13 protein-coding genes and 1 pseudogene are annotated in these 12738 nt (G+C 40.2%); 4 read left to right on the top strand and 10 right to left on the bottom strand.

Features of this window, described 5'->3' with window-relative positions; all coding sequences use genetic code 11:
- Positions 1–4: 4 nt before the first annotated feature.
- The 3 genes from A1QC_RS03295 to A1QC_RS03285 are packed head-to-tail and all read right to left on the bottom strand — an operon-like array spanning position 5 to position 2879.
- Positions 5–955 carry an iron chelate uptake ABC transporter family permease subunit gene (locus A1QC_RS03295; RefSeq protein ID WP_026025857.1) on the bottom strand — a complete coding sequence of 317 codons (951 nt, stop codon included), beginning with the start codon at positions 953–955 and terminating at the stop codon, positions 5–7.
- Positions 956–989: 34 nt separating this feature from the next.
- Positions 990–1928: an iron chelate uptake ABC transporter permease subunit VctD gene (gene vctD, locus A1QC_RS03290; protein ID WP_017025445.1), complete on the bottom strand. Its 939-nt coding sequence runs from the start codon at positions 1926–1928 to the stop codon at positions 990–992.
- 18 nt (positions 1929–1946) lie between these two features.
- A complete protein-coding gene (locus tag A1QC_RS03285; protein WP_017025444.1) occupies positions 1947–2879 on the bottom strand; it encodes a siderophore ABC transporter substrate-binding protein in 933 nt (310 codons plus the stop codon).
- A 235-nt stretch (positions 2880–3114) separates the two neighbouring features.
- Between A1QC_RS03285 and A1QC_RS03280 the strand changes: the two genes are divergently transcribed.
- Positions 3115–4686, top strand: coding sequence for a sensor domain-containing diguanylate cyclase (locus tag A1QC_RS03280; RefSeq protein ID WP_017025443.1), 1572 nt, complete (start codon positions 3115–3117; stop codon positions 4684–4686).
- 22 nt (positions 4687–4708) lie between these two features.
- Here A1QC_RS03280 and A1QC_RS03275 read toward each other — a convergent pair whose 3' ends face one another.
- Entirely contained in the window at positions 4709–5140 is a 432-nt protein-coding gene (locus A1QC_RS03275; protein ID WP_017025442.1) for a MarR family winged helix-turn-helix transcriptional regulator, read from the bottom strand.
- 168 nt (positions 5141–5308) lie between these two features.
- Here A1QC_RS03275 and A1QC_RS03270 point away from each other — a divergent pair, with 168 nt between their 5' ends.
- Entirely contained in the window at positions 5309–5737 is a 429-nt protein-coding gene (locus tag A1QC_RS03270; RefSeq protein WP_017025441.1) for an organic hydroperoxide resistance protein, read from the top strand.
- A 115-nt stretch (positions 5738–5852) separates the two neighbouring features.
- Here A1QC_RS03270 and soxR read toward each other — a convergent pair whose 3' ends face one another.
- Together soxR and A1QC_RS03260 are read right to left on the bottom strand one after the other, a co-directional pair.
- The gene (gene soxR / locus A1QC_RS03265) at positions 5853–6287 is read right to left on the bottom strand and encodes a redox-sensitive transcriptional activator SoxR (protein WP_017025440.1); all 435 of its coding nucleotides are present in this window, start codon (positions 6285–6287) and stop codon (positions 5853–5855) included.
- A 211-nt stretch (positions 6288–6498) separates the two neighbouring features.
- The gene (locus A1QC_RS03260) at positions 6499–7254 is read right to left on the bottom strand and encodes an SDR family NAD(P)-dependent oxidoreductase (RefSeq protein ID WP_017025439.1); all 756 of its coding nucleotides are present in this window, start codon (positions 7252–7254) and stop codon (positions 6499–6501) included.
- Positions 7255–7844: 590 nt separating this feature from the next.
- Here A1QC_RS03260 and A1QC_RS03255 point away from each other — a divergent pair.
- Entirely contained in the window at positions 7845–9005 is a 1161-nt protein-coding gene (locus A1QC_RS03255) for a PLP-dependent aminotransferase family protein (protein WP_017025438.1), read from the top strand.
- Between the two features lie 68 nt (positions 9006–9073).
- Here the strand turns inward: A1QC_RS03255 and A1QC_RS03250 are convergent, their stop codons facing one another.
- The 4 genes and pseudogenes from A1QC_RS03250 to A1QC_RS03235 form a co-directional block, all read right to left on the bottom strand.
- Positions 9074–9652, bottom strand: a complete 579-nt coding sequence (locus tag A1QC_RS03250; protein WP_017025437.1) for a hypothetical protein — start codon at positions 9650–9652, stop codon at positions 9074–9076.
- A 95-nt stretch (positions 9653–9747) separates the two neighbouring features.
- Positions 9748–10407 carry an HAD family hydrolase gene (locus A1QC_RS03245; protein ID WP_017025436.1) on the bottom strand — a complete coding sequence of 220 codons (660 nt, stop codon included), beginning with the start codon at positions 10405–10407 and terminating at the stop codon, positions 9748–9750.
- Between the two features lie 2 nt (positions 10408–10409).
- Positions 10410–10640: pseudogene (locus A1QC_RS03240) on the bottom strand (ABC transporter ATP-binding protein); the annotation flags it as partial.
- A 128-nt stretch (positions 10641–10768) separates the two neighbouring features.
- Positions 10769–11443 carry a glutathione S-transferase family protein gene (locus tag A1QC_RS03235; RefSeq protein WP_017025434.1) on the bottom strand — a complete coding sequence of 225 codons (675 nt, stop codon included), beginning with the start codon at positions 11441–11443 and terminating at the stop codon, positions 10769–10771.
- Between the two features lie 135 nt (positions 11444–11578).
- Here A1QC_RS03235 and A1QC_RS03230 point away from each other — a divergent pair, with 135 nt between their 5' ends.
- Positions 11579–12460, top strand: coding sequence for a LysR family transcriptional regulator (locus A1QC_RS03230; protein WP_017025433.1), 882 nt, complete (start codon positions 11579–11581; stop codon positions 12458–12460).
- Positions 12461–12738 lie beyond the last annotated feature (278 nt).

Below are 12738 nucleotides of genomic sequence, written 5' to 3'. Positions count from 1 at the left end.
AGTGTTACACCACTTTATTACGTAATAAAAGGAACAAGAAATAAATGCCACCGACAAAGTTAATGATGACGCTTAATGTGGTTTCAAAGCCAAATGCTTTCTCTATTACCCATTGGCCAGTTAATAATGTTGCGACGGACATTAAGCCACAAGCGGTAAGTAAGTACTTATGTTGGTAAGTTTTTAGCCATTCACGTGTGAGGTTGGTAATGAGCAAACCAAAGAACATGATAGGGCCAATTAAGGCGGTCGAAATTGCAATCAAAATTGAAGACAGCAACAGCACTGTGCGTGTGGTACGTGCAATATCAACCCCTAAGCTGGTGGCATTATCTTGATCGAGTAAGTACACATCAAGGGTGCGATGTATTCTAAACAACCAGAAGGTGACCGATAACAAAATGGGTAGTGTCCAATAGACTAATTCAACATGAATATTATTAAAGCTAGCAAACATGTTGGCTTGTACTGTGGCGAATTCATCAGGGTCCATCAGCATGGTTAAAAACGATGAGCCGCTGCCAAACAGTTGTCCAAAAATCACACCTAATAATAGCAATGAGATGATGTTGCTGGCTGAATAGCGGAAATACAGCAAAAACAACAATAAAGAGAAGCACATCATCAATACTACGGAGATAGAAAAGTTGATCACCGGGTTGGTCATCATGATGCTTAAGCCACCAAAAAGGCTGACCACGAGGACTTGGATTAATAAATATAAAGAATCAAACCCCATAATACTTGGCGTTAAGATCCGGTTATTGGTAATGGTTTGAAAACAAAATGATGCAATGCCAATAGAAAATCCTGCAATGATAATGGCGAGTACCTTCGGGATACGACGAGATAAAAAGTATTCATAATTATCGGCCGTTAATCCATAGCCAATAAATAATGAAGCCATCACCACACTGAGAATGAACATGGCCATCATTTTTTGTTTATCGGTTATCGATTTTTTTATTTTTTGTTTTTTGATCATTGAGTTAGCGTTCATGTCTCATTCCTTTTAACACTAGGAAAATAAACACACTGCCGCCAAGAAGGCTTATTACCATAGAAATTGGAATTTCATAAGGGAAGATGATCACACGCCCAACTAAATCACACGCAAGTACTAAAATTGCGCCTAAGAGAGCAGTACGAGGAATATTCTTGCGCAAGTTATCACCATAAAAGCGATTGACGAGGTTGGGGACAATTAAACCTAAAAACGGCAGTTGGCCGACGATCATCACTACCGATGCCGACATGATCGATACTAATGCCACACCAATCACCATCACTTGTTGATAATTCAAGCCAAGGTTTACTGCAAAATCTTTGCCCATGCCCACTGCAGAAATTCGAGCAGCATATAAATAACTAAAAATGGCGACTGGTAGAGCGATATAAAGCAGTTCGTAATTACCGGCTAGAATATTGGCAAAGTTGGCGACCGCCCAGCCGGATAGGTTTTGCAGGGCATCGTATTTATAAGCAATAAAGGTTGCCATTGAAGCGATGATATTGCCGAAAATAATGCCAATCAACGGAACGAAGACGGCATTTTTAAACTGGATGCGTTGGATTAAATGAACGAAGAAAAGTGTGCCTAGCATTGCAGTAGCAAAAATAAGCCACAGTTGATCACCGTTGCCAAATATCACTAAGCTAAGAACAAAGCCGAGCATCGCGCATTCAATGGTGCCTGAGGTCGACGGGGCTGCAAACCGGTTTTGACTGATTTGCTGCATGATAAGTCCAGCAATACTCAACCCGCTACCTGCCAGTAAAATGGACAGCAAGCGTGGTACTCGACTGGTGACAAATAATTGCCAAGCATTGGCATCACCGCTAATAAGGTGGGCAATAGAGACATTACCCACCCCAACAAACAGCGAAGACAGACTTAGGCAGACTAAAACAAACAACAATTTAGTCACAACAACCTCTAGGTCTGATTATTGAGTTTTGGTTAAAGATTCAATGTCTTCAATCATGGTTTGTGTTGCGGTAATGCCAGAGCTTGCCACGTACCATGCTGGAATATCCAGATACACCATACGATGATTTTTATACGCATCGGTTGATTTAACTAACTCATTATCAAAATCTTGGCGAGTGGTGCTTTTGCCTTTGTTGACAAGCTTATCACGATCTAAAATCAACAATGTCGATGGGTTTTCTTGGCTGACTAGCTCGTAAGAGACAAGTTGACCATGGCCGCCAGTTTTGTCCGATTTTTTGTCACTTACATCAATGGTTGGTTTAAAACCAAAGTCTTGATATAGGATTGAGAAGCGAGAGCCTTCCCCAAAAGAGGTCACGTTGCCACCAGAGCTCATCAACATGAGTGCATCCAAATTATGGCTTTGATTGTAGTTTTTAATCGCGGTAAAACGTTGATTTAACGTTTCAATTGTCTGGTCTACCAAGGTTTCTTTATCAAAGATATCACCAAGATCATGCCAAATTGCTTGGGTGTGTTTCCAGTAGTCGGTGCCATTTTCGACAGCAAACACAAAAGTTGGGGCAATTTTAGAGAGTTCTTTGAAATGTTTAGAGCTACGCGGTCCAACAATGATCAAATCGGGTTTTTGGGAATAAATGGCTTCAAAGTCAGGTTCAAAAATAGTGCCTGCAGAAGCAAAGCTTTTATCATCATATTGAGTAAGATATGAAGGAAAAACCACACCTTTAGAAACTGCTACGGGTTTTATGCCTAACGCATCGATGGCATCTAATGCCCCAACCCCAATGACCACAACACGCTGTGGTGAGGTTTCTATTGTGGTTGATCCCATAATGTGATCAACCGTGATGGTTTTAGCGGTAAGAGGAAAAGCGCTGGCTAGAGTTGCTGCAGCTAATCCCAAAAGAATAAAACGTTTCATATATATCCACTCCTTAATGATAATCATTATTATTGCGATTACTATATATATGAAAAGTAAGAAATCAATAGAAACTCGGTAAAGCTGAGTAAAGATAGCGAGATAGTTAGGCGCTAATAGAGATATAGAGTGATTTTTAAGCTGAATGTATTTATCATTGACATTCCCATGACTTATGTGTGGGTGTCGTTTGGGACACCATCCGAGATGAAAAATATAATTCACCTGGAACCCTATGCTTATTCTTGATAATCGAACTCTATTGGTTGTAATTGGTATTATTGCCACAGGAGCAGCCATTACATTAGCTTTTCTTTGGCGATCTCAAACGCAACGTAATGGTGTTGGTTATTGGGCTGCTGGTATGTCGAGTATCGCTCTGGCATCAATACTGGTTTCTTTACGTGATCTTGTCCCTGATTTTGTTTCATTGATGGTGGCTAATTTACTGTATGTAGTCGGCTTCCTTTTTATTTTACGTGGTATTCGTGTTTTTAGTGAACGCCCCCCTTTATTGTTTCTAGACTTCTCTCTTATCCCCATTGCGGGCTACCTTTTTTACTATTTTAAATACATAGAAGAGAGCCAAAGTATTCGGATTGTTGTGTTTTCTGCTGTTGTCGTCGTGGTGTGTACCAGTATTGTCGTAGCATTATTGACCGATAAGAATAAAGCGAAACGTTCGGCAGGGCTTTCAGTTGCAACGATCTTTGGTTTATTTGCTTTTCTCAATTTTATGCGCGGCTTTATGGCATTAATGTTGCCTTCGCAAGAGTCAGTTATTCAAGATAGTCTTACTACGACCTTATTATATCTCAGCGGTATTTTCTTTGTCGGCGGGGTAGCGATTACCTTGGTTTTGCAAACCTATTCAATGCTAGCGTCGAAATTAAGAACGGTGTCGTTGGCGGTTGACCAATCTGCATCGTCGATAGTGATTACTGATAACGATGGCCGTATTGAATATATCAACCCAGCAGCATTAGAGAAAATGGGCTATCAAAAAGAAGAAGTCATAGGTAAACATACCTCAACTTTTCGCGCAAATATACCATCTCCAGAAGAATACGCTGAGCTTTCAAAACAGCTTAATAGTGGTAAAGCATGGCGTGGGCAACTATTGAACCGCAAAAAATCGGGAGAAGAGTTTTGGGAGTTAGTTTCCATTGCGCCGGTAAAACAAACGAATGGTGATATCAGCCATTTTGTTGCCGTTAAAGAAGATATTACCGCACTCACAGAAGCGAAAAAGAAAATTCAACATCTTGCGCATCACGATAATTTAACGGGTTTACCTACCAGAGCATTGATGATGGAAAGATTGGAGTCTGCACTTTTGAAGGCTCAATCAAATCACTGTCAAGTGGCGGTTCTGTTTATTGATATTGATGGTTTTAAAGCGGTAAATGATACTTTTGGACATGCGACAGGGGATGAATTACTTAAATTAATTAGCGAGAAACTGTGTGTTTGTGTTCGTGATACCGATACTGTTGCTCGTATTGGAGGGGATGAATTTTTAATTGTGCTTACCCACATTACCGACAACCATGTTATTACGGTTATTACCGAGAGAATGATTCAAGCGACGTCAGAATTGTTTGATGTATATGATTCTAGAGTCAATGTGAGCGTGAGTGTCGGTATTGCTCAATATCCTATTCATTCTAAAGACCCACATGAATTGATTCAACTAGCTGATCAGGCAATGTATGGGGTTAAGAGAGCTGGTAAAAATAACTTTGCTTTTGCTATCAGTTCTCAAGAAGCGAATCACTCTATAATGAATAGTGAGCAAGCTTCATAAATAGTGATATTTTAAGCGTTGGTTATCTCACATCGGTAATGATTTTATCTAATAAGGTAATCATTTGTTGCGCCTCGTCATCACTTAAACTTGGAAACTGGCAGCGAATCGTATGAGGAATGGTAGCGGCTTTTGATTGCATGTCATGACCATAAGGTTGTAATTCTACTGTTCTTTTACGTTTGTCATGCTCATATTTCACAATATTCAATAAGCCTTTATCACTCATTTTTTTTAATATTTGAGTCATAGCGCTGCCATCAATAGCGGTTTTTTCTAATAGCTCAGTAATGCTGATCTTATCGTTTTCCCAAAGAGCCATCATCACCACGTATTGTGGATACGTGAGACCGAGTTCTGATAAAGCCTCGCGATAAGTTCTTATTAATCCATTCGATGCCATGTATAAGCGATGACAGATTTGGTTGTCGAGTTTGAGTTGTGGATGTTTCATGACTATTCTCATTGAATAAATAACGTAATGTTCGTTTATGTAATATTGAATCACGCCATTGCCGTGATGAAGTTGATTTTAATTTGCATGCAAAATATTTGCAATTAATCTTATCTCGATCTAGTATTTTGCATGCAAAGTATTTTATAACCCAATTAGGAATTCAAAATGAAAACATTACAAAGTGTAGCTTATACCGCTAAAGCGACGGCAACTGGTGGACGTGAAGGTAGTGCAAAATCTGATGATGGACGTTTAGATGTTGCTCTTTCTACTCCGAAAGGTTTAGGCGGTGATGACGGTCAAGGAACTAACCCAGAGCAGTTATTTGCTGCAGGTTATGCAGCTTGCTTTATTGGCGCATTAAAATTGGTTGCTGGGCAAGCAAAAGTTGCTTTACCAAAAGATACGCACATCAACTCTGAAGTGTCTATTGGTCCAATCGAAGGCGGTTTTGGTATTGCAGTGAAATTGGAAGTGAATGTTGGCGATCTTGATAAAGCAACGGCTCAAGAATTGGTAAACAAAGCTCACGAAGTTTGTCCGTATTCAAATGCAACTCGTGGTAATATCGCTATTGAGTTGTCAGTTATTTAAAAATAATTCACGCCTTATTTATTATGGCGCTCAGTTTGATTACTGTCTCATCAACTTAGATGATGCCTGACAATACAGCCTCGCAAAGATAGCGGGGCTTTTTTATGGATGGTATTTAAGATGAGACAGCAGAAAGTTTAGCTCCGGGTTGTAAAATAGCCTTTCTATCTTCAGGGTTGTATAAAGCACAACTTTCTAATGATAAGCACCCACAATTGATACAGCTGCCTAACTGTGTTTGAAGTGCTTTCAAGCTTTGAATTTTTTGGTCTAATTGATGCTGCCAGCTTTGGGCTAATTCTTCCCATTCTTCCTTTTTAGGCGCTCGGTGTTTAGGTAGGTGAGATAACTGTTGTGCAATTTCTTGCAAACTTAAACCAACATTTTGTGCAGCTTTAATCACGGCAATACGACGCAGGATCTGTTGAGGGTAACGACGTTGATTTCCGGCATTGCGACTGCTGTAAATTAACCCTTTCTGTTCATAAAAGTGCAAGGTGGCAACACTGATCCCCGCGCGCTTAGCGACTTGTCCGACACTCATATCCATTTATTTGATGCCACCTATTTTATTTGGGATGCTTAGTTTAACGTAAGGCGGAGTCGAAGTGCTATTTTTGATGGTAGGTTTTGTGTGATGGGTGCTAGATGCAGTGTGTGAATAATGCACATTAAAGATCGATATTTAAAGAGCCACTCAAAATGGAGTGGCTTGTTTAATTTGCTGAGTATGTACTCCTAAGCTAGCAGTGACCTGGATATTAGATACCTAAAGCTTGACCGCCACCAATTTGAATGGTTTCTGCTGTAATGAACGATGCATCTTTGCTGGCTAAGAAAGAAATAACCGATGCAACTTCCTCTGGCTCACCGAGGCGACCTAACATGATGCTGTCTTTCCATGTTGCAAATACTTCAGGCTTGGTTGCTTTAATTTGAGCGTGGAACGGAGTATCGATAGTACCTGGAGATACAGCGTTAACACGAATTCCTGCAGGGGCTAGTTCTTTTGCTAATGCGCGAGTTAAAGTATGAACAGCGCCTTTAGACACACCGTAGATACCTGCACCTGGGCCACCAGCATTCCAACCCGCATTTGAAGTAAAGTTGATGATAGAAGCACCTTCTGCTTTCTTTAAATATGGGATTGCAGCGCGAGAAACAAAAAATGCGCTATCAAGGTTTAACGCCATAACAAAGCGGTAGAATTCCGTTGTCATTTCTTCCATTGGGCTACGGCCACCAAGGCCACCGGCATTATTCACGACAACGTCAATTTTACCGTATTTCTCACCGATAGCCGTGATGTTTTCAGTCACTGCCTTATCATCGGTAACGTCAAAACCGTAATACTCAGCTTCGATACCAGCTTCTTTTAGCTCAGCTACGCAAGCGGCACCTTTGTCGTTTTCAATACCGTTAAGAACAACAGTGTAACCATCTTGCCCAAGACGTTTCGCTACTTGGAAACCGATACCACCTGTTGCACCAGAAATAAAAGCAATTTTATTAGACATGTGTGATGTTCTCTTTGGTTAGTCAGCCTTTACTAAAGACGATCTTTATCTTTAGCATTCAATATAATCTTATTGTATTACAATAATGCTAATGTTCAAGTGCTGAAAAATACGACAATTAAAAAATGAGATCTGTAGCAATGTTAGAATACTTTCGTTGCTTATGATTTTTCACGCACGATCAAAATAGTGACGCGAGTTGATGCTCTGTAGCGATGGGTGGGTATTACCATTAAGGTATTTGGAGAACTGCTGGCGATTGATACCAATTTTTCGGCAACACTCTGCAACGCTGCCTACATAGCTGCACAAAAGACGAAGATTGATAGCCAGATGCTGTGATTCCATAACGATCTAACAAGGTAAGAGTCCATATTGGATCTTTTCTAACATATTCATGATGAGTATGTATACCCAAGTCACTTCAAGATGTCGATTTCAAGCATGATCACAACTTACTATTACGTAGAGGAAGGCGTGGTAGGTAGTGAGCTATTTATCATTTTGTTGTCTAAATATAGCCTCTAATATTGTCGATAACGAAAGATGGCGTACAATAGCGGCAATCTAATTATAATCAGAGCTGGAAAATGGAACTCACCCAAGCATTGCAACAAATTCAACCTTCTTATATTCGTGAAATCTTAAGTGATGCTCAAGCTGAGGGCGTCATTTCTTTAGCGGGTGGTTTGCCAGATGGTAATACTTTCCCAATTGCGTTAATGGAACAATCTCTAAAATCACTTCCAGAACGTCCAGCCTTGTTTCAATATGGTCATACGGCTGGTTTCGCTCCGCTTTTAGATTACTTTCGTGAGCAATACCAATTACTTGAAAATCATCAAGCTTTAGTGTGTACCGGATCTCAACAAGGGTTGGATCTGATCGCTCGCGCCTTTGTCAATCCAGGCGATAAAGTGGTAATGGAAGCACCAAGTTATTTAGGTGCACTGCAAGTCTTTGGTTTAGCTCAAGCGAATGTGATCAGTGTGTCACAACAAGCTGATGGTCCAAACCTTGAAGAATTAGAAGCATGTTTTGCCAATCAAGCACCAAAGTTATTCTACGCAGTGCCAGATTTTCATAACCCAACAGGCGTGTCTTGGTCTTTAGCGGTTCGTCATAAAGTTGCGCAATTATGTCAGCAATATGGCGTAACCTTAGTAGAAGATGTGCCTTATCGTGAATTACGTTTTAAAGGTGAAATGCTGCCTTTGGTGTCAAGCTTTTGCCCAGATCAAGCTTTGGTACTGCGTTCGTATTCTAAAATTGCTGCACCGGGTATGCGTATGGGTGTGGTGACAGGTAAAGATGAATGGATTGCGCCACTTATCAAAGTAAAACAGTGTGCAGATTTACACTCAAGTGTGCCAATGCAAGCCGTGCTATTGGATCTTCTGCGGCATCCACATTTTGACCAACACATTGCGACGCTTCGCTCTATTTATCAAGAACGTTACCAATGCCTTGCCGAACAACTTCGCGCTAAATTACCACAAGGCTGCGCGTTTAATGAAGTAGAAGGCGGTATGTTTATTTGGGTTACAGTCCCTGAGTGTGATGATTTTGCTTTAGCCAAAGCCGCATTAAAAAATAAAGTGGCGGTCGTTCCAAGCACTGTGTTTTATCAACAAGGTGAAAAAATCACTCCAGCTTTACGACTTAACTTCACCAACGCAACGGTTGAAGAACTAGCAGAAGCGGTTGATCGTTTAGTCACTGTGATTAAAGCTGAGTGTGGTGTTAAATAGTTAATATTCATTCAGGATGAAAGCGGAGGCCAAGACGTTATGTGCTTGGCCTTTTTTATGCTTCTTATTTAATCTTGAATACGTTCAACTAAACCCTTGTCATTGAAGATCACAATGAATTTATTCCAGCGGTTTGACCAATACATCCATTCGTTATTTTTGAGTGATGGTGTTGTATGTTCTGGTGGAAAGCCAATCGCAAGCGTAACACCTTCTTTGGTCATGCCCGTTAATGCTTTGCCTTGACCTATGCCTTTTTTATCAAGACTGCTTAGTGTGAGATTGTTAGTTGCGGTGCATTCTGTACCAAAATAGCCTTGTAAGTATTTAGCAAAATCTGGTGATGATTTATGACGAATTAAGGTATATACAGTGTCAGTTTTGGTTTCTTTAAAGGTGATCGATTTATTGCTGTAATCTTGTAAGTCAACTTGAGTACAACGAGGGATCAAGCCATCTTGTTGATAGTTGACCGTGTATAAACGCTTACGTTGTTGGTCTGGATGCAAATTAACCAATGTATAAATTGGTTGAGTTGTATCAACTAGGTTAGTGCCTGACTGGTCTTCTAAAGGTTGAGTGCTAGCACAAGCGGCAAGAAGTGTGGTGAGAACAGCAGGTAAAGCTAAGTGCTTAATCGGTGGCATAGTTCGTCCTTACTTAATGATTGTTCTTCTTACTATAAGAATAAGCACAAAGTAGCATAATGGGTAGAAGAACTTTATGCTGCTTGTTTACCACTTTAGCCCCAGCTCAATATTTGCCACGGTGTTCCTTGAGCTTGTTTTACTAAACGTTCACATGGATTGACCAAATAGGCAAAATCAGCGTGTTCACATAACGCGAGATCATTAATTGAATCGGTATAAAAGTGGATCTCTGAAAATGATTCAGATTGATTGTTGTTCCACTGTTGTAGCCGAACCACTTTTCCTTCTTGATAACTTGGTGTGCCTAATATGTTTGGCGTGTAGCCGCAATTGCGTTCGACTAAATCAATACCAATGGCATGCTGAATGCCAATACGTTTCGCGACCGCTGTAACCAAAAATGAAACCGATGCGGAAATGATTAACATGGTGACTTTTTGTTGGTGTAGCGCTTCAATTAACATTTTGGCTTGCGGAAATAGTTTAGGTAGGATCTTCTCTTCCACACATTGATCGGCTAAATCAGCAACTTGTGTGATGTTGAGTTGAGATAATGGCGCAATAGAGAAATTAAGATAATCTTGCATATCCATTTCCCCCTTAGCGTATAGCGCCATTAGGGCTTTATCTTGCTCAAGAAAATCGGAGGTAGTTACAATGCCTTGCTCAACCAAGAATTCATGCCACAACATGGCGCAATCAGCATTAATTAAGGTTTCATCCATGTCAAAGACATACAATGGATTGGTCATGGTTAAGCTCTCACTGGTTGAATTTCATTAAGATTAAAGCGTAAGTTAAGTTGCTGGCCATTTGCCAATAAGCGTTCTGAAGAGCGATTCAATAAATCGACGGTTAGTTCGCAATCATGGCTGTTCTCTATAGTTACTTGGTATCGAATGATATTACCAAGTAACTGGTGGCTTTTTATTTTAGCCGCTAATGGTGCAGAAATATACTCTGGGTAAGATCGCCCCATCTCCTGACAAATTCACCGCCAAAACATTAGGTTTAGTCGAAGGGCACCCATCTTGAAAATCAGCTGAACTAATTACAAACAAGACGGAGAATTGATGGATTGCGAATTGGAATATTAGCGACTGGATGCCGTTATCATTGGGGTTGATGTTGAGGGATAATTAACACTTCCTCTCCAGCCTCGTCTTCCATAACGATATCGGTTTCTAAACTGGCTTCGCTTAACCAACGTTGAATTGCTGGGCTATTGAGGATCTTCAACTGATATTCTCGTGCTTTATCCGACATAGGGATCTGATAGGTTTGAAATCGCAGTGCGATAGGCGCGTACATGGCATCGGCAATCGACCATTCGCCAAATAAAAAGGAAGCAGGGTGTAAGGTCATTTGTTGTGACCAAATTTCATCAATGCGTGCTACGTCCTTTTGAGCTGAATTGGATAAGTGAACTCGACGAATTGCACGGCAGTTCATTGGCATTTCATTACGCACTGAACTAAACCCAGAATGCATTTCACAAGCAAGGGCGCGAGCTTTTGCACGTTCAATAGGATCCACCGGCCATGCTTTACCATTTAGATGCGTTTCATTGACGTATTCTAAAATCGCTAGCGAATCCCATACCGTTGCCCTTTCGTCAACTAAAGCCGGCACTTTTGCGCTAGGGGTGATGTTTTCTAAGGTTTGATAGAACTCATCAGTGAACAGTTTTAACTTTGTAATTTCAACGTCTAGATTGTATTGAGCGAAAATCAACCAGCCACGAAGCGACCAACTTGAGTAGTTTTGATTTCCTATATATAGATGCATATTGATATCCTTATTGAGTATGAAAAATTTTAATCCGTTAATTGGAGTTTAGGGGATTGCTTGTTTTGTGACTAACGGATAGTTTTAATACCAGATATCAAAAATTGTGATGGATAAAAGTAATGAGTAAATCAAATGGATATTGATGCACTAAGAAGTTTTTTAGCTTTTGTTGAAACGGGCAGTTTTACGAGAGCAGCGAAGCAAATATGCCGTACTCAATCGGCATTCAGTGCGCAGATGAAAAAGCTTGAAGAGGAAACCGGTGCTGGGTTGTTTGAGAAGGATGGACGAAACCTCATACTAAGTGAGGCTGGGTTACAACTGAGTGGCCAAGCAAAGCAGCTTATTACGTTACATGATAATACTCTTAACCAATTGAAGCAGAATCAAGGTAAACGTTCATTACGCTTAGGTTGCCCTGAAGATTATAACGACATTATTTTACCCATTATTGTTTCGATAATTAAAGAAGCTGATCCACGTTGTTCTATTCATATTTACAGTGAAACCAGTATGACGTTAAGGAAATGGCTAGATGAAGGTAAAATTGATGCCGCTATTTTAACTCGTCAGCCTAATTCTGAGGAAGGCTATTGGCTAACTTGCGATCAAGGCGTTTGGATTGCAGCGCCAAGTTATCAAATACCCAAATATGAGCCGCTACCACTTGCCTTATTTCAAACTGACTGTAAATACCACGCTGCTGCCATCGATGGTTTAACCAAGCGAGGAGTAAATTTCCAACTGTTAGCATGTTGTAATACGGCTTCTGCTCAAAGAGCGTTGGTTAAACATGGCTTAGCAGTTGGGGCGATGGGGAGGTTAAGTGTTGGTGATGGTCTGAGAATTATTGAAGACATGCCTTCATTACCGAATGTCGATATTGTTTTATCGGTTTCAGCAAAAGTTCACCCATTGTTGAATTCTGGTTTTCTACAAAACTTGGAAGCAAGCTTTAAAAAGAAAATGACAATGGTTTCTCAAACTAGAAAAACCAAGGAATATAGTTATTAGCTGACTAGAATCTATTTTTATCGTTAATGACAAGAATCTCCTGTCTCGAGTTAGATGAAAAACGTATATTAACGATGATTTTTAGTTTAAAAAGTAAACAAATAGTGCGTTTTTGAGTGAAAAATAAGCGTTTGATGTCTTTTTTTAAAATTATTAAAATAAATGCTTGCTAATGAACTGAGCTGCCCTATAATGCGCACCTCTTCAACGGAAAGCCAAAACGGTGACCGAGTTATCTCAAGTAGATAACAGCGAAGAAAGCTCTTTAACAATTTAAA

This window comes from Vibrio rumoiensis 1S-45 (genome assembly GCF_000286955.2).
Classification (GTDB): Bacteria; Pseudomonadota; Gammaproteobacteria; order Enterobacterales; family Vibrionaceae; genus Vibrio; species Vibrio rumoiensis_A.
Note: the sequence above shows the minus strand (reverse complement) of the source record. Positions and strands in the feature narration are given on the sequence as shown.

Excerpts from the sequence above, each read along its gene's own strand:
- A1QC_RS03255 (WP_017025438.1), top strand. The coding sequence starts at position 7,845 with ATGGAACTCACCCAAGCATTGCAACAAATTCAACCTTCTTATATTCGT.
- soxR (WP_017025440.1), bottom strand. The coding sequence starts at position 6,287 with ATGGATATGAGTGTCGGACAAGTCGCTAAGCGCGCGGGGATCAGTGTT.
- A1QC_RS03250 (WP_017025437.1), bottom strand. The coding sequence starts at position 9,652 with ATGCCACCGATTAAGCACTTAGCTTTACCTGCTGTTCTCACCACACTT.
- A1QC_RS03235 (WP_017025434.1), bottom strand. The coding sequence starts at position 11,443 with ATGCATCTATATATAGGAAATCAAAACTACTCAAGTTGGTCGCTTCGT.
- A1QC_RS03230 (WP_017025433.1), top strand. The coding sequence starts at position 11,579 with ATGGATATTGATGCACTAAGAAGTTTTTTAGCTTTTGTTGAAACGGGC.
- A1QC_RS03245 (WP_017025436.1), bottom strand. The coding sequence starts at position 10,407 with ATGACCAATCCATTGTATGTCTTTGACATGGATGAAACCTTAATTAAT.
- A1QC_RS03270 (WP_017025441.1), top strand. The coding sequence starts at position 5,309 with ATGAAAACATTACAAAGTGTAGCTTATACCGCTAAAGCGACGGCAACT.
- A1QC_RS03285 (WP_017025444.1), bottom strand. The coding sequence starts at position 2,879 with ATGAAACGTTTTATTCTTTTGGGATTAGCTGCAGCAACTCTAGCCAGC.
- A1QC_RS03260 (WP_017025439.1), bottom strand. The coding sequence starts at position 7,254 with ATGTCTAATAAAATTGCTTTTATTTCTGGTGCAACAGGTGGTATCGGT.
- A1QC_RS03275 (WP_017025442.1), bottom strand. The coding sequence starts at position 5,140 with ATGAAACATCCACAACTCAAACTCGACAACCAAATCTGTCATCGCTTA.
- A1QC_RS03280 (WP_017025443.1), top strand. The coding sequence starts at position 3,115 with ATGCTTATTCTTGATAATCGAACTCTATTGGTTGTAATTGGTATTATT.